Annotated in this window: 20 protein-coding genes; 18 read left to right on the top strand and 2 right to left on the bottom strand. The window is 70.4% G+C overall.

What is annotated here, in order from left to right; all coding sequences use genetic code 11:
- Positions 1–473: 473 nt before the first annotated feature.
- From ACF089_RS23345 to ACF089_RS23335, 3 genes are read left to right on the top strand one after another with little or no spacing between them, the layout of a single operon-like run.
- Complete coding sequence (locus ACF089_RS23345) at positions 474–833, top strand: hypothetical protein (protein WP_392029561.1); 360 nt, start codon at positions 474–476, stop codon at positions 831–833.
- Positions 830–1,945, top strand: coding sequence for an MAB_1171c family putative transporter (locus ACF089_RS23340; protein ID WP_392029558.1), 1,116 nt, complete (start codon positions 830–832; stop codon positions 1,943–1,945). The genes ACF089_RS23345 and ACF089_RS23340 overlap by 4 nt, the downstream gene beginning before the upstream one ends.
- A 32-nt stretch (positions 1,946–1,977) precedes the next feature.
- Entirely contained in the window at positions 1,978–3,153 is a 1,176-nt protein-coding gene (locus ACF089_RS23335; RefSeq protein ID WP_392029555.1) for an amidohydrolase family protein, read from the top strand.
- A gap of 135 nt (positions 3,154–3,288) precedes the next feature.
- Here the strand turns inward: ACF089_RS23335 and ACF089_RS23330 are convergent, their stop codons facing one another.
- Positions 3,289–4,164: a helix-turn-helix domain-containing protein gene (locus tag ACF089_RS23330; RefSeq protein ID WP_392029552.1), complete on the bottom strand. Its 876-nt coding sequence runs from the start codon at positions 4,162–4,164 to the stop codon at positions 3,289–3,291.
- Positions 4,165–4,876: 712 nt separating this feature from the next.
- On the opposite strand from ACF089_RS23330, the gene ACF089_RS23325 reads away from it, so the two are divergent.
- The 12 genes from ACF089_RS23325 to ACF089_RS23270 all read left to right on the top strand — a co-directional run bounded on the left by ACF089_RS23325 (position 4,877) and on the right by ACF089_RS23270 (position 18,015).
- Complete coding sequence (locus ACF089_RS23325; protein WP_392029550.1) at positions 4,877–5,950, top strand: hypothetical protein; 1,074 nt, start codon at positions 4,877–4,879, stop codon at positions 5,948–5,950.
- Positions 5,947–6,711: an ATP-binding protein gene (locus ACF089_RS23320; protein ID WP_392029547.1), complete on the top strand. Its 765-nt coding sequence runs from the start codon at positions 5,947–5,949 to the stop codon at positions 6,709–6,711. Before ACF089_RS23325 ends, ACF089_RS23320 begins: the two co-directional genes overlap by 4 nt.
- Before the next feature lie 147 nt (positions 6,712–6,858).
- Positions 6,859–7,542 (top strand): WhiB family transcriptional regulator, encoded by a 684-nt coding sequence (locus ACF089_RS23315; protein WP_392029544.1) that lies wholly within the window; start codon positions 6,859–6,861, stop codon positions 7,540–7,542.
- Positions 7,539–8,906, top strand: coding sequence for a DUF2637 domain-containing protein (locus ACF089_RS23310; protein ID WP_392029542.1), 1,368 nt, complete (start codon positions 7,539–7,541; stop codon positions 8,904–8,906). The genes ACF089_RS23315 and ACF089_RS23310 overlap by 4 nt, the downstream gene beginning before the upstream one ends.
- Positions 8,903–9,094 carry a hypothetical protein gene (locus ACF089_RS23305; RefSeq protein ID WP_392029539.1) on the top strand — a complete coding sequence of 64 codons (192 nt, stop codon included), beginning with the start codon at positions 8,903–8,905 and terminating at the stop codon, positions 9,092–9,094. The genes ACF089_RS23310 and ACF089_RS23305 overlap by 4 nt, the downstream gene beginning before the upstream one ends.
- An 81-nt stretch (positions 9,095–9,175) precedes the next feature.
- The gene (locus ACF089_RS23300; RefSeq protein WP_392029536.1) at positions 9,176–9,403 is read left to right on the top strand and encodes a hypothetical protein; all 228 of its coding nucleotides are present in this window, start codon (positions 9,176–9,178) and stop codon (positions 9,401–9,403) included.
- A gap of 110 nt (positions 9,404–9,513) precedes the next feature.
- Complete coding sequence (locus ACF089_RS23295) at positions 9,514–10,038, top strand: plasmid mobilization protein (RefSeq protein WP_392029533.1); 525 nt, start codon at positions 9,514–9,516, stop codon at positions 10,036–10,038.
- Between the two features lie 15 nt (positions 10,039–10,053).
- Complete coding sequence (locus tag ACF089_RS23290; protein WP_392029530.1) at positions 10,054–11,796, top strand: relaxase/mobilization nuclease domain-containing protein; 1,743 nt, start codon at positions 10,054–10,056, stop codon at positions 11,794–11,796.
- Positions 11,797–11,879: 83 nt separating this feature from the next.
- On the top strand, positions 11,880–12,191 hold the full coding sequence (locus tag ACF089_RS23285; protein ID WP_392029527.1) for a hypothetical protein: 312 nt from the start codon (positions 11,880–11,882) through the stop codon (positions 12,189–12,191).
- A 70-nt stretch (positions 12,192–12,261) separates the two neighbouring features.
- Positions 12,262–15,294: a Tn3 family transposase gene (locus ACF089_RS23280; protein WP_392029524.1), complete on the top strand. Its 3,033-nt coding sequence runs from the start codon at positions 12,262–12,264 to the stop codon at positions 15,292–15,294.
- A gap of 165 nt (positions 15,295–15,459) precedes the next feature.
- Positions 15,460–16,842 (top strand): hypothetical protein, encoded by a 1,383-nt coding sequence (locus tag ACF089_RS23275; RefSeq protein WP_392029522.1) that lies wholly within the window; start codon positions 15,460–15,462, stop codon positions 16,840–16,842.
- Between the two features lie 180 nt (positions 16,843–17,022).
- Positions 17,023–18,015, top strand: a complete 993-nt coding sequence (locus ACF089_RS23270; RefSeq protein ID WP_392029520.1) for a recombinase family protein — start codon at positions 17,023–17,025, stop codon at positions 18,013–18,015.
- A 131-nt stretch (positions 18,016–18,146) separates the two neighbouring features.
- Here the strand turns inward: ACF089_RS23270 and ACF089_RS23265 are convergent, their stop codons facing one another.
- The gene (locus ACF089_RS23265) at positions 18,147–18,638 is read right to left on the bottom strand and encodes a translationally-controlled tumor protein (protein WP_392029517.1); all 492 of its coding nucleotides are present in this window, start codon (positions 18,636–18,638) and stop codon (positions 18,147–18,149) included.
- A 206-nt stretch (positions 18,639–18,844) separates the two neighbouring features.
- Here ACF089_RS23265 and ACF089_RS23260 point away from each other — a divergent pair, with 206 nt between their 5' ends.
- From ACF089_RS23260 to ACF089_RS23250, 3 genes are all read left to right on the top strand, one after another.
- Positions 18,845–19,066 carry a DUF4158 domain-containing protein gene (locus ACF089_RS23260; protein ID WP_392029514.1) on the top strand — a complete coding sequence of 74 codons (222 nt, stop codon included), beginning with the start codon at positions 18,845–18,847 and terminating at the stop codon, positions 19,064–19,066.
- Positions 19,067–19,247: 181 nt separating this feature from the next.
- Entirely contained in the window at positions 19,248–19,394 is a 147-nt protein-coding gene (locus ACF089_RS23255) for a hypothetical protein (RefSeq protein WP_392029511.1), read from the top strand.
- Between the two features lie 72 nt (positions 19,395–19,466).
- Positions 19,467–20,276 (top strand): hypothetical protein, encoded by an 810-nt coding sequence (locus tag ACF089_RS23250; protein WP_392029508.1) that lies wholly within the window; start codon positions 19,467–19,469, stop codon positions 20,274–20,276.
- Positions 20,277–20,335 lie beyond the last annotated feature (59 nt).

Below are 20,335 nucleotides of genomic sequence, written 5' to 3'. Positions count from 1 at the left end.
CGGCGCACATTCAAGGGAGCTTGCGAGTGACGTTCTTCGACCCCGAGCCAGCCCTTCAAAACTGCGTGCGCGTTTCCCTCCACACGTAGTTTCATACCTGGATTTCAGCCCCGGCTTGCGCATTTCCCTACCCCTGCCCTTTCGGCCAGGGGACAGCTTCACCTGCCGTCGAGGGCTGCCCCGTGATGCGCGTTTTCCCGCAACGGGGTGTTCGTTTTCACCGACTGACCAGAGGAAACAGCATGTGGTGGCGAAAACGACGCTTCCTGCCGAAGGTTCCCGCCCGGCGAGGCACCGAGCGTGGCCTGCACCGCCTGTTGCGGCAGGGACTGCGGGACCTGGGCATCCAGCCCCCGCTGAGCGTCAACACGCTGAGCAAGGCATTGGGGGAGCAACGGGGGCGTCCCATCGATCTGCAGGCCCGGGCCCTTCCCGTTCCCGGCCCGTCAGGGCTCTGGGTGGAGACAGCTCATGTGGACGTGATCTTGTACCAGGAGCAGACGACCCGGCTCCACCAGGACCACATTGTCCTGCATGAGCTGGGGCACATCATCATGTCCGACCGCTCTCGTCAGCGGGAGAAGACACAGAACCACGAGGGCCGTGCCTCCATCGCGGAGTACGCGGACCTGCTCGGACTGGCGCCCAAGGCCGTACGCCGGGTCCTGCGCCGCTGCGCTTACGACTCCGAGGAGGAGTGCGCGGTCGAGCTGGTCGCCACGATCCTGATGGAGTGGGATGCCGAACTCGTCCTCGCGCCGCCGTCGGTGGCCGAGGATCCGGCCGTCCGCCGTGTGCAGACCGCGCTCGGCGATCGTCGGGGGTGGCTGTGAGAACGCTGTTCCTCGCGGTTCTGTTCGCAGCGGTGCTGTGGAAGATCACCCAGCTCCTGCGGAATCCGCACGACGCCCCGCTTCGCTCCCTGACCCTGTGCCTGGCGACCGCTGCGGCTTCCTATCCCGTCGCCATGCCGGAAGGCGCCGCCGACTTCGACATGGTCGCCTTCCACGGGGCGGCCAAGCTGGCACAGAACCTGCTGCTACTGGCCACGTTGTACTTCTTGATGACGTTCTTCCTGCACTCCACGACGGACGAGCAGGCCAGCAAGCGCCGGGCCCGTCGCGAGGCGCTCCTCGTGCTCGCGGTGGCCGTCGTCATCGCCCTGTGCGCGGTCACGGTCCCGCATGAGGAGCTGGCCGGCAGCTTCTCCTCCGCCGACATGAGTGTCCATCAGGTCGCGGGTTTCTACCTGGTGGCGGGGGCTTACATGATGTACGCCCTGGCTGTTGCCGGGAGGTGGACCCGCCAGTACGCGCGAATGTCCCAGCGTCCTCATTCGACCGGTCTGTGGATCGCCGCGTGGGGCATGAGCGGCATGGCCATCGCCTGCGCGATCCGCGCGGTGTTCGTCGTCACCCGCTGGACGGGCGGCGAGGTCGCCGTATCCCTGATGAACGCGATCGAGTTGCTGCTTGTCGTCTCGATCATCGCCTTCGTCCTGGGGATCACCTATCTCGGCGCGCGGTCCCGGTACTCCGCCGGCCGCCTGTGGCTGAGCCGCCGCCGCACGCACCGCAGGCTCGAACCCCTGTGGCAGCTGCTGTCGGACACCTACCCGGACACCGTCCTCAAGGCACCCGCTTCCTGGCCGGACCGGCTGCGCGCCCGTGGCGTCCACCGCCGCTACCACCGCCGGGTCGTCGAGATCCGGGACGGGCTCCTGCGTATCAGCCCTCACCTCCACGCACCCGCCGACGATGTCGGCATCCTCGGTCTCGACGCCACGGAGCTGGCCCGACGGCTTCGCGTTGCCGCCACCGAAGCGGGTCGGGGCGTCGCAGCGTCCGGCATCGCCGTTCCCCTGGCGGTACCGGCCGGCGACGGCCGGGACGCCGACGCGCAGCAGCTGGTGAAGCTGGCCGACGCCCTGCGCATCACCGCCTGATCCGAACCGACTTCGAAGGAGCACTCCCCCACATGCTGATCACCGCAGCACGCGTCCTCGTCGCTTCCGGCGAGTACCTGGCCGACGGCGCTGTCCTCATCGACGGCCGGACCATCACCGCCGTAGGCCCGCGCGCCCAGGTCGAGGCCCAGGCCCCAGCCGACGCGCCGCGTCTGGACTTCCCGGGCGGCACGGTGCTTCCGGGCCTGATCGACGCCCATGTGCACTTGATGTTCGACGGAGGCGCGGACCCTGTCGCCGCCCTTGCAGAGCGCGACGACACGGCCCTGCTCGCCGATATGCGGACGCGGGCCGCACAGTTGCTGGCCAGCGGTGTGACCACGGTCCGCGACCTCGGCGACCGAGGTGGCCTCGCCCTGCGGTTGGACCAGGAGATCGCCTCCGGGACCACCCCCGGGCCGCGGATCGTCTCCGCGGCCGTACCGGTGACCCCGCCCGGCGGGCACTGCCACTTCCTGGGAGGTGAGGTCTCCGGCGTCGAGGAGATCCGCGCTCTGGTCCAGCGGAACGTCGCGGCCGGAGCCCAGGTCATCAAGGTCATGGAGACCGGCGGCGGCCTGACGAAGGACGGGGCCAAGAGCTGGGAGACCCAGTTCAGCGCCGAGGAGCTGGCCGCGCTCGTCGAAGCGGCTCACGAGGCGGGGCTGCCGGTGGCCGCCCACGCCCACGGCACGGACGGCATCGCCGCCGCCGTCCAGGCCGGGGTCGACACCCTGGAGCACTGCACCTGGATGACCGCCGACGGCTTCGACCTGCGCCAGGACGTACTGGAGCAGATCATCGCCCAGGGCATCCACGTCTGTCCGACCATCAGCCAGCACTGGCCCATGTTGCCCAGGATCTTCGGCGCCGAGCGGGCAGCGGAAATGTTCGGCCTCATCCGGCAGATGGCCGACGCCGGAGTGAAACTGATCGCCGGCACCGACGCCGGAGTCCAGCGGACCGGCTTCACCGGCATCGCCGGCAGCCTCGCCTTCTACGAGCACATCGGCCTGGACCGCGGACGCATCCTGGACATGGCCACCTCGGAAGCCGCCGAGGCCCTCGGTGTCAGCGACACGACGGGCCGCGTCGCCCCCGGCTACAGCGCCGATCTGCTGATCGTCGAAGGAGACCCGCTGCAGGACCTGGCCCACCTCAAGGCAGTGGAGGCGGTCATCGCGCGGGGAAGCCACCTGGTGCCGTAGTCCCCGGGTGCCGGTGTCGGGCCGAGCAGTGCCTGAGACCCGGGCGGGTCCTGAACTTGCAAGGCACGTATATGGCCGGCCCTCTCCCGTGCGGGAGGGTGCCGGCCATATACGTAATGGTGTCGGACTCGTTCTCTATCTCTGGGGGTTGCTGGTGCCCGGGCCAGGGCGCCGTGCGTACTCCGCGACCACCTCGTTGACGATGGCGAGCAGGTCGGCGGGAAGCCCCTCGGCGCCCATGCCGCGGGCGGCGATCTGGCCGACGTCTCCCCGGCGCTTCGACGCGAGCAGGGTGAGTCCCTCGACGACTTGGCGAGTGACCGCGTCCTCTGACTGGAAGTACGCCGGTTTGAACCCGAGCATGTCCGCCATGCCTTCCAGGACGATAGGCACCGCCTCGGTCACCACTCCGGTGCGCAGGTCGCGGATGTCTGCCTGGGATACGACGGCGGCACCCGCGTAGTCGTTGACGGCTGCGGCGATCTGCGCGTCCGAAGGAGCCGACCCGACGGAGTACGTACTGTCCAGGGCGAACCGGATCTTCTCCGCGAGGCTGGACGGCATCGCCGTTCCCTCCGCCTCGTCGGGAGCCGCGTTCCCGAAGGACCTCTCCTGGGCGGCCCTCAGTGCCCGCTCACTCACGCCGTACGCGGCTGCGAGAAGGGCAACCAGCTCGTCGGAGAGCCTGCGGACCCCGCTCTCCGCCTTGCGGACGGAGCTGGTGGTGGACGCCTTGGTGATCGCGATGGTGTCCTTCTGGGAGTATCCGGCGTCCGCTCGCAGGTCCGCCAGATCAGGTTTCCCCTCCCGGGGAAACAGCGTGTCGAGAGACATGCCCAGGAGCCGGGCGAGTATCGGCAGAGTCTCCGGGAGCGGTTTGGTGGTCTCGCTCTCCCACCGTGCGACCGCAGCCTCCTGAACGCCCACGGCCTCGGCGATCTGCCGCTGGGTGAGATCGGCCGCCCGGCGCCTGGCGCGAAAGGCACGGCCGTCGAAGGGACGGTCGGGCATGGGCGCTCCCTGGGGTGCTCGGTGCGGATACGGACGCTGAAGCCACTTGATCAGGCCACCCTGAGAAGATACCTTTCGTGGCGTGACTTTGTCGCGGTGTCCGCAGGATGGGCGCTCAATCGCCCTGCCCGCATCGCCAGCGGCGACAAGTTGAAACGCGTACAGACCGTATCAAGACCGCGCCGGGCCTCTCGCCCGGCCATCGGAACGGAGCAACGAGTGAGCACCGCGCTCGCCCCGCCCGCCGGCCTTCCAGGGAACGGCGCCCCAACCCTTTTTCCGGTGCGCCGCGTCCATTCACGCATTTCAGAGGTGTACAGCGGACTAGAGCTATGTATGGACTTCCGCGCGGGGTGTGTGGTGTGTTGCTGGTCCCCGGGTGACAGCCGCCCGGCCCACGGCCCCGCCGTGGAGATACGACCGCTGGGGAATCCGTCGGGCAGCACCGAAAACTGAGCGCAGACAGCGACGGCGCCGAGAGAGCTGGAACCTCTCCGACGCCGGTCGCGATGGACACTCCGCCCCGGCAAGGGCTTGAGACGTCCCACCAACACCGCACCGGCCCTTCTCACAGGACACACCGGCGCGGCATCACTTCAAGGGGAGATTGTCGCATGCCCACCCCCGCGCGCAAAAGGCCGAACGCCCCGGCCCGCGCGATACCCGAACACTCCGGCCACTGGCTCGCCCCCCGAGACGGGAGGGCTGCCTGATGTCCCGCATCCGTACCGTCAAGCCTGAACTCTTTGTGTCCGAGGACATCGCCTCCGTCTCGGTGACCGCGGTCCTCACCTTCATCGGCCTGCTGACCCTCTCCGACGACTCGGGGCGCTGCCGCGACCATCCGGCGATCATCGCCGGGCGGCTGTGGGCGCTGCGCCAGGAGCACACCCCCGCGCACGTCGCCCAGGACCTGGAGGAGCTGGCGGAGGCCGGCCTGATCTGCCGGTACACCGGCTGCGACGGCCGCACCTACCTCCACATCGTGAAGTGGGAGCAGCACCAGAAGATCAACCGGGCCACCGACTCGCGCCTGCCGCGCTGCCCGGGGCACCAGGGCGCGCGCAAGTGCGGGAAGTGCCAGGAGCCCCGCTGCGCCAGCATCACGCACGCGCACTCCGCCCAGGCGGGTGCCGGCCCCGGCCGGTTCGGGGTCTCCGTGAACACTCCCGGAGGGCTCGAACAGCCGGATGCGGTCGGCTCCGCGACGGCCCGGGTCATAGCGGAAACCGAGCGCACGCTGGAACCGGCAGCCTCGGCCCTGCCCGAGAGCCCTGCGGAGGAGCCAGCGCCGTCCAGCAGGAAAGCTGCTGGTCAGAGCGCCGAGAACTCGGATCTGGGCGCGACTCACGCACATCTCACGGAGGACTCACGGCCTGGATCTAGGATCTTGGATCCTGGATCTTCCCGTAGGGGGCGCACCGCGCCCGCACCCGACGCCGCCTCGGAGAGGGGCTCGGCGAACGAGCTGGTGGCCGAGTACGTAAAGGGCTGCCACCAGCGCCCGCCGGGGAACTTCATCAGCCAGCTGGGGCGGAACCTCAAAGCCCTGCTGGACGAGGGCTTCGAACCGGAGCACATCAGGCTGGCGATGGACCGGCTGCGGGCGAAGGCGCTCCACCCGAGCGTGCTGCCGAGCCTGGTGAACGAGGTCGTCAACCCGCCCGCCCTTGTCGGCGCCGGGGCACCGAGCGCCTCCGGCGGGGGCCCTTGGGCCGCCACCGGCCATCAGCCCTACCTGAACCCGAACACGCCGGAGCCGACGACCTTCGGGAGGAGCCTGTGACCCGCACCCTGAGCCGGTCGGCCGACCCGCAGCCCGCGATCGGGGAGCGGCTCCGTGCCCGCCTCGACGCCCGGCTCGCCGCTCGCGGCATAGACGCCGGCACCCCGCTGCCGCCAAGCGCCCCCGAACCGAACCCGGCGCTGGAAGCCGCGCAGAAGCGGATCCCGTACGACTACCGGACCGCCTCCGCCGCCCACCCGGACGTCACCGCCTGGGTGCGGACCATCGCCGGGTCGGCGACCGCCCCGTACGCGGACTCCCTCCAGCCGCACTACGGCACCGCCGGGCGGCGGATGGTCGCCCGCGGACCGTCACTGCTGCTCTGGGGCCCCACCGGCACCGGCAAGACCCACGAGGCGTTCGGGGCGATCCGCTCACTGACCGACGCCGGATGCGCGGTGCCCTGGCAGGCCACCACCGCCGCCGACCTCTACGGCGAGATGCGCTCCCGCACCGGCGCGGACCCCGAGGTCCTGCTCCGCCGCATCATGCGAGTCCCGGTCCTGCTCCTGGACGACCTCGGCGCGGCAAAGAACTCGGAGTGGACCGAGGAGATCACGTTCCGGCTGCTGAACTGGCGGGCGCAGAATCGTTTCCCCACGCTGATCACCAGCAACCTGCCCCCGGTCCGCACCCAGGGCATCCCGCCTGGACAGCCGGTGCTGCGCGACCGGGTCGGCGACCGGGTCCTGTCCCGCCTGTCCGGCATGTGCACCGCCGTGGAACTCACCGGCCCGGACCGTCGCTTCCAGGCCCGCTGACCACCCCCGGCATCTGACCTCCGGCGCGACAGCCCACGCCCGCGCCCCTTGCCCGCCCCGCCTCCCGAACACGTGCATCCCGCATCCCGCCCTCGCGGTGACACGTGTCCGCCGACGGCCTCATGAGGCGTACTCCGGAGACTCCCCTTGCGCTACATCACCACCATCGACGCCACCCGCCCCGCGCTGCGCGGGATCGCCGACCACAGCTGGCACGCCCGCGCCCTCTGCCGCGACCTAGCCCCCCAGCGGGCGGACGAGCTGTTCTTCCCCCGGCCGCGCAACCACAAGGCCATCGCCCAGGCCAAGTCCCTCTGCGGCGGGTGCCCGGTGAAGAAAGACTGCTTCAACCACGCCCTCGACAACGGCACCAAAGAGGGCATCTGGGGCGGGACGACCGAAGCCGAACGGCAGGCGTGGCAGGCGAAGATCAGCGAACGCCTCGACTACGCCCGGGTGCGCGCCGCGTTCCTCGGCCGGGACGTCCACCTCTCCGCCGCCGAGCGCAAGGCCGTCACCCGCCACGCCCACGTCCGCGGCTGGACCCCCGAGCGCCTCGCCTACACCCTCCAGCTCGACCTCGACTACGCCCGCGACCTCATGCGCGAGGCCGCCCACGCCGTCGAGGACCGCGACCGGTACTGGGACCTCTACGGCACCACCGAGGACCAGCCCCAGGACGAGGGCGAAGGCGAGAGCCCCGACGACGCCGCAGCCGAAACCGACGACAAGCAGCCCGGCGACAAGAAGGACACCCCGCCGGTGTCCTCACCGGTCCCCGGCCACATCCACACCACCGCGCTGATCGCCGCGCTCGGAAAGGCCGCATGACCCCCCGCACCACCGCGTCACACGATGTCGCCCCCGTCGGCCCCTGGGACCGCCTCGCCATCCTCGCCCTCGGCACCGCCGGCTGCGCGCTGTCGTACGACGCGCTGCAGCAGATGGCCGTCGCCATCCACGTCCGCGGATTCCTGACCTACCTCTTCCCCCTGGTGATCGACGGGTTCATCGCCTACGGGGTCCGCGCCCTGCTCGTCCTGCGCACCGCGCCCTTCGGCGCCCGCCTGTACGTGTGGACCCTGTTCGGCACGGCCACCACGGCGAGCATCTGGGCCAACTCCCTTCACGCGGTCCGCCTCAACCAGCAGCTGGAAGCCGGCGGCGGGCTGCGGCTGGGGGACACCGTCGTCGCGATCCTGTCCACCCTCGCCCCGCTCGCCCTCGCCGGCGCCGTCCACCTCTACATCCTCATCACCCGCCACCACCCCACCAGCACCGCAGCGGGGACCGAGCGGAGCAGGGGACCGCAGCCGGGGACCACGCCCGCGAGCCGCGTCGGAGACCGGGACCGGGCACTCCCGCCGGTCCCCGCGCCACGGTCCGGGACCGGTTCCGGGAAGCGGACGGATTGCCCACCGGCCGGGGACCGTCCTGCGGGGACCGGAACGGGACCGGCGTCCGGAACCATGCCGTCCGGTCCCCGGGACCGGACGCCGGCCCCGGAGACACCGGGGACCGGGGACCGCACCGGCCGCCCGTCTCACGGGACCGGGCCGGAACCCCACCCCGCCGGTGACCGGTCCACGGTCCCGGACGGTCCCGGGGGCCAAGACCGCACGGTCCCCGACGCGAAACCGCTGGCAGACGGCCCAGTCCCGCTCGAAGAACCGGGGACCGGGGACCGGGACCGGCACTCCGCGACGCCTTCGGAACGGGCACCCAACGGCGAGGAGCGTCCTCGGGACCGCGCGGACAGCACGGCCGCAACCGGCGAGAAGGACGTCCGTCCCCACACGCTCCCCCGGGAACAGGCACCGACCCGCTCGGTCCCCGGGACCGAACAGGACCAAGACCGGGACCGGGACGACGCTCCCGTAGCCCGCGGCCGGAGCAGTGCCCGTCCCCGCACCGTCCCGGGGACCGCGACGAAGACGCAGCGGAAGGGGACCGAGGGTCGGTCCCGCACAGGCCGGGGTTCACGGTCCCGCTTCTCCGAGGACGACATCGTCGCCCTGATCCACCCCCACGTCCCCACGGTGCTGGAACGCGACGGCAACGAGGCCATCACCCGTGTCCAGCTCAGGGAGATCATGCGCGACCAGCGCATCTCCATCCGCAACGAGAACCTCTCCCCGGTCCTGCAGCGCCTGCGCAGCACGACCGGCACCACCACCACGAGGAGCACCCGATGAAGACCTGCCAGCGGTTCAGCCGTATCAAGAGCGGCTACGAGCAGGACATCACCTTCCTGCGCAGCCACTCCGAGCGCCACGAGGGCAAGCCCTCGGCGAAGGCCAGCGCGAAACACGCCGCCGGCGCGAAGCGGGCCATGGCCCGCGCCCTGAACCGGCATTACGAGCGCTGCCGCGAATGCGGCTGAACCCCGCATAACCCACACCCTGCTCTGCGGCGGTGTCCCGGCCCACGCCCGGGACACCGCCCCCCTCTGGAGGTCACGCTCGTGTATTCCCACACCCCCCGCACCACGGCCGCGACAGCCGCCGCCTGGGCCGACGTCCTGGTCCGCCACCGCCTCCTGCACGCCGCGCTGCCCGTCCCCACCGGCCAATGGCTCGTCCAGCGCACCCCCACCTCCCCCGTCCGGGTTCTCGACGGACCCGCCGCCGTGGTTCAGATGGCCGCCCGGATCCAGCTCTACACCCGCACCAAGAAGGCCCGCATCCGATGACAAACACGAACGCGAACCCCACCACCGACGAGGGTTCGCCGGGCTCCAACTCAACCTCAACGCGAGCAAGTTATCGGCCAAGACACTCTTCCCCGTCGGGGAAGCGCGTCTTGGCCAAGCCCGCCCCGGGGGTGGCGGGTCCGGACCAGCGCCGGGGGGCACTGGTCCGGGCGGCGGCGACCGAGGGCGGACCGCAGCCGGAAGAACAGTCACCGCGTCGTCAGCGCCGTGACGTGAAGAAGCCCTCGCGCAAGCGCTCGCCGAAGCAGCACGACCGCAAGCGCGTCCGCGTCTGCAGTGTCCGCCTGAACGATGAAGAGAAGACCCTCCTCACCGCCGCCGCGCACCGTACCCATACGTCGCTGCCCGCGTTCCTCGCCCGTGCCGGCCTCTCCGCCGCCCGCGATCTCGACCAGACCGCCGCTGCCATCGCCGGACAGCGCGAGACCGTGACCGAGCTGTTCGCCGCCCGCCGCCACCTCGGCCAGGTCGGCAACAACCTCAACCAGATCGCCCGCTCCATCAACTCAGGTGCCCAGCCCACCGAGCCGGAACTCGACGCCGTCATCGCCGCCACCCGACGCGCCGTGCACCGCGTCCAGGACGCCACCGACCGGCTGCTCGCCCAACACTAGAAAGCCACCACCGGCATGATCCCCAGGATCCACAAGCGCGGGAAGCGCACCATTGGCCTCCTCCACTACCTGTACGGGCCGGGCACACACGAGGAGCACACCGACCCGCATCTGGTGGCGTCCTGGGACGGCAACGCGCCCGACCCCGGCCGTGCCGACGACTTCGCCGACACGATCAAGGATCTCCAGCGGCTCCTCGACCAGCCGCTCGACAACATCGACGAACGCGACCGGTCCCGCAAGCACGTGTGGCACCTCTCGGTCCGCAACGCCCCCACCGACCGCCTTCTGACCGACGACGAGTGGGGAGAGATCGCCCGGCGGATGGTCGCCGCTACCGGCATCGACGACCCCGACAAGAACGGGGCCGGGTGCCGCTGGGCGGCAGTCCGGCACGCGGACGACCACATCCACATCATCGCGACCCTCGCCCAGGAGGACGGCTACAAGCCCGACCTCGACCACGACGCAGCCCGTTCCCAGGCCGAAGCCCGCCTCCTCGAAGCCGAATACGGCCTCAGCCGCCTCAACGCCGGTGACGGCACCGCCGCCCAGCGCCCCACCAGCGCCGAGCGCCACAAGGCCGCACGCGAACAGCGGGAAAGGACGCCGCGGGAGGAGCTGCGGGAGACCGTCCGGCGCGCGGTGGCCGGCGCGGACGGGGAGGCCGAGTTCTTCGACCGGCTCGGCGCCGCCGGGCTCCTGGTGCGGTGCCGTATCGCGCCGTCCGGGGACCTCCTCGGCTACACCGTCGCCCTGCCCGACGACCGCAACAAGGACAACGAGCCGGTCTTCTACTCCGGGTCGAAGCTCGCCCCCGACCTGTCGCTGCCCCGCATCCGCGAACGCTGGGCCACCGCCGGAACGGGAGAACCGGGGCAGGAGCCGGACCCGCAGGCGGCCTCCGGGCACCAGTTCGCTCCGAGCGGCCCTGCACCCGCACGCCGCCGTGCGTCGCACGCGGCATGGCACGCGGTCCTGGTCATCGACCGGGGCGACGACCCGGCCGTAGCGGCGCAGCTCGCCGGTGCCGGTGAGGTGCTGGACGCGCTGGCGAAGACATCCGCCGCCCACACCAGGAGGGAGTTGCGGGAGGCAGCCTTCGCGTTCGAGCGGGCGTCCCGCTCACACGTCCGGGCCGTACGGGGGCATGACCGGGCGCTGCGGCAGGCCGCCCGGGACCTCGTGCGCGGTGGGCCGGCGCTGGGGCGCGGGGAGGATGGGGCGACCACGGCGATGGTGATCGACATGGTGTTCTTCCTCGCCGTCGCCGCCGCGAACTGGCATGCGAGAAAGGGGCATGCGCAGCAGGCCGCCGCCGCCCGGCAGACGGCCGAGCATCTGCGTACCGCCTACCGGCAGGCCGCCGAGCAGCCCCTGAACGCTCTCCAGGAGCGGGGCCGCCGCATGACTCGGCCGCTCCAGCTCCAGCAGGCCGCGTATGTGCGGGCGGCGGTGCCGGAGCTGGCCGGGCAGATCCTCGCGGAGACGGGCTGGCCGGCGCTCGCCGCCACACTCGCCGACGCCGAAACCGCCGGCCACGACCCGGCCGGACTGCTTGCCGAGGCCGCCCAGCGCAGGGAACTGGACACCGCCGGGTCCCTCAGCGACGTCCTGGTGTGGCGGCTGCGCCGCATGGCCGACCTGCCCGCCGACACCACCGCCCTGCCCCCGGCCTCCACACAGGGGACGACCACACCGCAGATGAAGGACCGGCCTTCCGCAAACCGTTCTGACCAGCGGCGGAAGGCCCGGTGATTAACAACTTTCAGAGTTGAAGCCGAACAGATGCATGGGGCACGCTCTGTGTGGCCCGAGGAGCGAACCGTGAGGAGAGCAGCATGTTCAAGCGCATACGCGACAACCGGGAATGGCGCGAAGCCCAGAGCACAGGCCAGGCGATGATGGAGTGGGCGCATCGCCAGCAGTTCCCCGAGCCGCCGGACGCCCAGCCGGAACCCGCCCCGGCGGCCGACTCGGCCTCCTCCCCGGCGGCGACCCCGATGGTGGACGACTTCCTGCCCCCCGATCTGCTGTCCGCCTCCCGCACCGGCGTGACCGGGATGATGATGCCGTGGCGGAGGCCGCTCGTGGTCGACAGCGAGGTCCGCGAGTGGGCCCTCGGGGAGGATCGGACCGGGTTTTGGCGGTAGATCAGTGATCTTGGTACCGGTTCGGTGACTGGGCTTATATGGCCAGGTCAGCGGGCCTAGGTTCCGGTTCATGCCAGTTGATTTCCTCTCAGATGACCAGGTCTCCCGCTACGGTCGGTTCGCTTCGGAGCCGACGCCCGGGGAGCTGGAGCAGTTCTTCCGGCTCGATCAGAAGGGCCACGAGCTCGTTGCGGGCAAGCGGCGGGACGCGACGAAGCTCGGGTTCGCGGTGCAGTGGGGCACCGTGCGGATGCTGGGCACGTTCCTCCTCGACGACCCGGTCGCGGTCCCGCGGTCCACGGCCGCGTTCGTCGCTGAGCAGTTGCGGCTGGACCCGGCGTGCCTGGGTGAGTACACCGCGCGGGCGAAGACGGCGTACGAGCACACGTGGGAGATCCGGGACGCCTACGGCTACCGGGAGTTCTCGGCCGCCGAGGACGAGGTCCGTGCGTTCTTGGCGGCGCGGGTGTGGGCGTCGTTGGAGGGGCCGCGGGCGTTGTTCGACCGGGCGGTGGTGTGGCTGGTGGACAACCGGGTGCTGCTGCCGGGGATCACCACGCTAACGCGGTTGGTCGCCGAGGTCCGGGCGAGCGAGAACACCGCCCTGTACCGGGCTTTGGACGAAGCGGTCCCGGAGGATCTGCGGCAGTCGATGCGCGACCTGCTGAAGGTCCCCGACGGCAAGCGGGTCTCGGAGCTGGAGCGCCTGCGGACACCGCCGATGCGGGTTTCGGGCACCGCGATGACCGCGGCCCTGGAACGCGCGAAGGAGGTCCAGGGCCTGGGCGCCCACCTCGTGCCGACGTCGGTGGTGCCGGCGGCCCGCATGTCGGGGCTCGCCCGGTACGGGATGGGCTCGAAGGCGCCGACCCTGCGGGACCTGGAGGAGACGCGGAAGACGGCGACGCTGCTGGCCACCGTGCAGCACCTGGAGACCGCGACCGTTGATGACGCCCTGGACCTGTTGGACGTGCTGATGTCCTCGCGGCTGCTGTCGCGGGCGGAGCGGATGGGCAATGAGGAGAAGCTCAAGTCGTTGCCGATGCTGCGCAGGGCGGCGGGGCGGGTCGCGAAGGCGGTCGGGGTGCTGCTGGAGACCGCGCCGGCGACCGATACCGGGGAGCTGGTCTCGGTGGTCGACGCGTGGTCGGCGATCGAGAAGGTCGTGCCCCGCGAGAAGCTCGCCGAGGCCCTCGCGATCATCGCCGAGGTCGTCCCCGACGAGGAGGGCGACGAGGACGCGGAGTGGCGGGCCGCGCTCGCCACCCGCTACTCCACCGTGCGCGGCTTCATCCGCCTGCTGGTCGACGTCGTCGACTTCGGCGCCGTACAGGCCGGCGCCCCGGTCGTCACGGCGCTGAAGCAGCTGCCGCACCTGATCGGCCGCAAGAAGATCGACGCCTCCGAGGTCTCCGAGACGCTGGTGGGCGGCTCCTGGCGGCGGCTGGTGTTCGCCGCCCCCGGCCTGGAGCCGGGCCTGGCGGACAAGGCCGCCTACTCCTTCTGCGTGCTGGAGCACCTGCACCGTTCCCTGCGCCGCCGCGACGTCTACGCCCGGCGCGGCGACCGCTGGGGCGACCCGCGGGCCAAGCTCCTGACCGGGGACCGGTGGGAGAGCGCCCAGCCCACCGTGCTCACCGCGCTCGGCCTCGACGCAGAGCCCGCCGCGCACCTGGCCGAACTCGCCGGAGCACTCCACGGCGCCTACCACCAGACCATCGCGGGCCTGCCGACGAACACCGCGGTGTCGGTGAAGAACGGGAAGCTGTCCCTGGACCGCTTGGGCCCCGCCGGAGAGCCGCCGCTGATGCCCGCCTTCCGCCAGCTCGCGAACGGGATGCTCCCGAAGGTCGACTTCCCCGAACTGCTCCTGGAGGTCGCCGACCTCACCGGCATGACGTCGGCATTCACCCACATCTCCGGCGCCGACCCGCACATGGACGAGTTCGAGCTGTCGGTCTGCGCACTGCTGCTCTCCGAGGCGTGCAACGTCGGCCTGACCCCGGTGGTGAAGCCGAACGTGCCGGCGCTGACCCGGGGCCGCCTGGTCCAGGTCGACCAGGGGTATCTGCGGGCGGAGACGATCTCGGCGGCGAACGGGATGCTCATCGACGCCCAGCGCGGCATCGACGTGGTGCGTGCCTGGGGCGGCGGCTTGGTCGCCTCCGCCGACGGGGTCCGCTTCACCGTGCCGGTGCGGTCCCTGCACGCCGGGTACAGCCCGAAGTACTTCGGGCTTCGCCACAAGGGCGCCACCTGGCTGAACGTCGTCAACGACCAGGTCATGGGATTGGGCGGGGTCGTCGTCCCCGGCACCCTGCGCGACTCCCTGTTCATCCTCGACGCCCTCCTGGGCCGCGACGGCGGCCCGAAGCCCGAGACGGTCATCACCGACACCGCCTCCTACTCCGACATCGTCTTCGGGCTGTTCGCGATCTGCGGCTACCAGTTCTCCCCGCGGATCGCCGACATCGGCGACGCCCGCCTGTGGCGCACCCACTCCACCGCCGACTACGGCCCCCTCCAGGAAGCCTCCCGCCACACCATCCGCCTCGACCGGGTACGCGCGCACTGGGGCGACATGCTGCGCGTGGCCGGCTCCCTGACCACCGGCGAGGTCCGCGGCTACGACCTCATCCGCATGCTGTCGCGCGACGGACGCCCGACCGGGCTGGGGGACGCGTTCGCGCACTACGGGCGGATCTTCAAGACCCTGCACCTGCTCCAGTTCGTCTCCGACACCGGCTACCGCCGCATGATCGGCAAACAGCTCAACATCACCGAGGCCCGCCACCGCCTCGCCCGGAAGATCTTCTTCGGCCAGCGCGGCGAACTGCGCCAGCACTACCGTGAAGGCATGGAGGACCAGCTGGGCGCCCTCGGCCTGGCCCTGAACGCGGTGGTCCTGTGGAACAGCCTCTACCTCGACCGCGCGACCAAACAGCTTGCCGCCGACGGCTTCCCCGTCACCGACGATCTCCTCGCCCGCCTCTCACCGCTCCAGTTCGACCACATCAACTTCCTCGGCCGCTACGCCTTCTTCCGCCCGCAGGAACCCGGCAGGCGCCCACTGCGGGCAGAAGAAGACGAACCATCCGCATGACGATGGCGCAGATTCAGTCGGGCCGGATCCCACGTCGGCAGCCCGGCGAGTGCTGCTGGAGGGACGAGGCTCGCCATGCGTTGATGATCATGAAAGTGCACCCTTTCGGGTGTCGTCCGGGTAAGGCCACCCTTCTGGCCTGGTGCGCGGCAACAGACTTTGATCATGTCGAAATTCCCGAGTGGACCCTTCACCATCGTCAACCAGGAGACCGGCCGCTGCCTGCGCGTGCGGCTCGGCGAAACGGTGGACCTCTCCGACTCCAAGGAGGGCACCAAGTACCTGCTGACGCGGAGCTACCCGCCGAGCCTTGAGCTGGGGCCGGCCGACGGCACCAAGGCCACCTCCTGGTTCTACCAGAACCGCGAAGACTCCCTGGAGCGTCAGCCGTTCAACCAGATCGCCAGCTCCGCGGTCAGCGAGCTGCAGAACATCGGCAACTACAGCGTGTGGATGTACAGCGACCCGCTCGCCGAAGCACAGGAGAAGGTGATCCTGCGGGGGTGGTTCGCCAGCATGCTCAACGACGCGACCGGGGATGTCGCGAAGCAGCTCGGCGCGCTGATCCCCCAGGAGTGGACGGCCCAGGCCGCGCAGGACTACGAAGACGAGCTGAAGATCTGGAAGCAGGAGGGTGCCCCCTTCGAAGAGACGGTGGAGGAGCTCAACGGCAAGCAGGCGGCCCTGGTAGAGGAGCTCCGGCCCCAGTACGCGGAGCTGCTGGAGAAGCTCAGGGGGCAGGCGGGGGCTCTGGCAGAACAGAACAAGGCCCGCGCCCCATATGGGATCAAACAGGGCAGTAGGTGGGTGACCACGGAGGAGCTGCAGGACCTCATGGAGAAGACGCTTCTGCAGGGGACGCAGGACGTGCAGGAGCTGGAGAAGAAGATGGAGCGGGCCGAGCCGCAGGACCAGGAGCACCTGCTGAACGCGCAGGTCGAGGCGATGGAATGGGACGGAACGGCAGGACTGGCGCGGTGGCTGGAGGGCCTCGAACTGAACGCGGCCTCGCAGGCGGCCTTGGGGAAGGCGCGGGAGACCGAGCGGGCCCTGGTGAAGGCCCTCAAGGCGGAGGCGCCGGTGCGGGCGTGGCAGCGTCGGGTCCCGCTCAAGGGCGTGGCGAGGTGGAACGACCGCTGCGCGGCCCTGGCGTTCTACGGGGCGGACGAGCTCGATGGCATCGACAAAAAATCCGTCGAGGCGATGCGCACTTACCTTGCCGCAGCCGCCAAGGACGGGATCACCAAGCCGGTGAGCCAGGTTGGCTCCCGGACGGACATGTTCGGATGCGGCGCCAGCCGGTACGGGGGCAGCACCTACCGGTGGACCTACGACGGCACCTACATCACCGCCTCGGACAGTCAGACCATGTCGTCGGAGGGGACCTACTGGACCGACGTCGACGGCCGCCTGGTCGGCAAGGCCAAGGGCCACTCCGGCCAGAAGTGGACGATCGCCCCCTACAAGGAGCCGGCCAAGACCCCCGACGTACCCGACCTCTTCCTCAGCGGCATGTTCGGACCGCTCGCCAGCATCCTCCCGTTCTAATAGCCCCATAGCCCCACGGGCTCACCTGACGGGCAGTTCTCGCAAACGGTCCTTTCCCAGAGAAACCCCGCCTGCGGCCCGCGCAGGACCTCCGAGCACCGGATTCGCTCTCACAACCGGTTCTCACTCAAACTTGGGACGCACCCGTTCTGAGAACTGGGTTGTGAGAACATCCCGCTCATGACGGACCCTCACGAACCCTCCCCAGCCGACGCGGACGACGTCGAGCGCCACCCGTGCCCGCGATGCGCGGCCGCGCCGGGCTCACCGTGCCGCTCGCGCGCCGGCGCCGTCGCCGGGACCTACCACACCGGCCGCTTCACCAAGGTGCCCCGGCTCGCGAAGCTCCTGCGGGTCCAGACCCCGGCGAGCCGCGGCCCCGGCCAGCCCTGGCGGCCCGGCACCCCGCCCCCGGCCCCCATCGACCCGGACACCCCGACCGCCGACATCCGCATCGGCTACGCCCGCTGCTCGACCCTGGGCCAGGAACTCGACTCCCAGCTCGACGCCCTGGCCCAGCACGGTGTGCCCCGGGAGAAGGTGTTCAGCGAGAAGATCAGTACCCGCATCCGGGTCCGCCCCCAGTTCGAGGCCGCACTCGCCGCGGCCCGCGAGGTCAAGGCGCACGCCCCGCACTGCCGGGTCATCTTCACCGTGTACGAGATGAAGCGGCTCGGCCGGGACGCCGCCGAGCTCACGGCGCTCGCCGACCACCTCACCGCCCACGGCCTGGTCCTGGAGATGCTCGCCGGACCCCTGCCCGGGATGTACGACCCCAGCGGGCCCGGCCGGCTGCTGTTCGCGTTCTTCGCCGCGATGGCGGAGACGGAGCGGGAGAACATCCGCGAGTCGACCCTCGAAGGCCTCGACACCGCCGCCCGCAAGGGCAGGCACGGCGGCAGGCCCCCGGTCATCACCGACGACATGCTCCACACCGTGCTCCGCCGCCGCACCGCCGGCGAGTCCGTCGAGCAGATCCAGCCCGACCTGATCATCCCCACCGGCAAGCGCAAGGGGCACAGTCCCTCCCTCGCGAGCATCTACCGGGCCCTCGCCGAACACGAGAAAGCCCAGGCGTACCCCGAGGCGATCGAGACGGCCCACGCGGACTTCGCCGCCCTGCGCCAGCGCACAGCGCCGGCGCCCAGCAGCTCATCGAGAAGTCGCTACTGACCGTTCGGATCCTCCCCAAGGGCCACGTAGCGGTGCCGGCGGGCAACTCGGCGCCGAAGGAGTCGAGGACCGGCAGCACCGTCTTGAGCCGAGCGGCGAGGCCGGGCCCGTCGAGCTCGCGGTGCCATACGTCAGACCTTCTCCGCGAGCAGACCGTCCCTGAAGAAGTAGAAATCCAAGTCGCCCCCCGAGGAAGTCTTCACCGGGACGGCCATGCCCTCCGGGTCCATGCTCTCGCCGGTGTAGAAGGTGTAGTTGTCGAAGTCCGCGAGGACGCGCTTCACGAGAACCGCCGCCTCCGGCTCGAACCCCCCGACGCGGTCCGGGTTCGCCTCCCCCAGCACCGCCTTGATCTTCTTAAGGTAGCCCTTGATGTAGGTGGTGTACGTCTCCCTCGTGAACTCGGTCTCCACCAGGCGGAACGAGTCAACGATGTTGATCACGGTGATCTGGTTGGCCTTGTCGTCCGCCTCGCCCTGGGACGAATCCCCTCCCAGGTCCACACCCGGGCTGACGCGCATGTAGGCGGCCCGCGCCGAGAAGACTCCGTCGTTCACCTCCGTGATGTCGAAGGCGTCACTCGCAAGCTCGTCCTGGCTGATGATGTCGCGGAAGACCTTCACGCTTGTGCCTCGCAGTCTCGACCTGGTCCCATCCGCCGGTTGGGGAGGGAGCAAGCAGCCCCTACCCACCGCTGAACGCCCCCAGCTGACCCGAACGAGGGATAGCGCTGGCGTAAGCCCAAAAGCCGTGACGGGTGTGGTGATCGGTCCACTCAGTGCAGGCCGTCAGCCGGAAGTGCGCTGACGCGGTTCAGGGCTGTGTGCGGATGCTCGGGGTGTTTCCGACCGAGGATCTGTCCCTCGTACCGGCCGCGGTTGTGCGGTTCGCGGCCAAGCAGCTCGACGTCGAGCAGGATGAGTTCGCGTCCTACGGGGCGCGGCGGCGGAGCCGGTACGAGCACTCGCCGACGTCGTGGTCATCCAGGACGCTGCCGACGTCCCGCGCCCCTGTCCAGTACGGGTTCCGGATGCAGGACGCCGAGCTGTGACGAGCCTTTCGCGACGCCCGGCCTACTTCGCTCCGTGGGCAGGGGCAGGGGCAGGGGCAGGACAGCGGGGCCGTACCCGGGGGACTGCCGTAGGCCTGGCTACCGCCAAAGCCCGGTCCGATCCTCCCCAAGGGCCGAGTGCCCGCAGTGCGACGCGTACCGCGACTGGGTCCTCCTCGCCATGGGCAACAACGTGTGGCGCCGCTGCCGCGAGGGCCACGAGACCCTCGATCCCGATCTGGACACCGCATGGTTCAACCGCCACAGCGGCCCCATGGAACACAACTTCGGCAGCCTCCAAGAGGGCCTGCGTCACCTCGGCCACTGACCCCCGTACCCCTACCCCCGCCGAACCCCCGTTCGGCCAGTCAGACCTCCGCACCAACCCAGGGGTACCCGCATGCACCGCAGCTCCACCACCGCCCTCTGCCTGTCGGCGGTCGCCCTTCTCACTCTCCCGGCCTGCTCCAGCAGCGCCCCCTCCCCCGTCTCGGTCGCCTCAGCCCCGGCCCGTAGCGCCGATCCCGAAGCCGCCCCGAACGACGCGCAGCCGACTGAGGTCCTGACGCCGGACCAGCTGCGGGAGCGGCTGCTGGACGAGACCGACCTCGGCCAGGGCTACACCCGCAAGCCGGAGCGGGACTCGGGCCGCGACAACGTGACGGTGATCGGGTGCCCCGCGCTGGAGAAGCTCGGCGGCGACGCGGCGGCCAGCGGGGCGCTCGACTTCCCCAACCGGGCGAGGGCAGCCTTCACCTATACGAGCAGCGCCGACTGGGACATCACCGAGGAGCTGTACAGCGACACCGAGACCCGGCTGTCCTCGGGGACGAAGCAAATCTTCAACGCCATGGTCTCCTGCCCCGTCTATCAGGTCGTGGTCGGCAGCACCCCGGTCAAGATGGTTACCCAGAAGCTCACCGCCCCAGCCCTGGGCGACGAGCGGTGGTCCCAGCTGCTGACCGTCACAGCCGGCGGACGCAGCAGCGTCGTCAAGCAGACCGCGGTCCGAACCGGAACGGTGCTGATGGTCGTCTCCGGGTCCCCCGGTCTCGTCGACACCCACGTGGACAAGGCCCTCGCCAAGGCCATATCACCGAACTCATCCCCACCCGCTCTTCGGAGACCTGCCGCAGACCACTGGGGTGCTTCACAGAACTCACTGACCTGCATCAACGGGCGAGTCCAGAGTGATGCTGCACAGACTTAGCGCATCGCACTACAAAGCTATTTGCCTGTTTTGGGGATGTTCGGGCTGGAGTCGTGACT

This window comes from Streptomyces sp. NPDC014894 (genome assembly GCF_043080985.1).
Lineage (GTDB): Bacteria > Actinomycetota > Actinomycetes > Streptomycetales > Streptomycetaceae > Streptomyces.
This window is presented reverse-complemented; position numbering and strand designations above follow the sequence as displayed.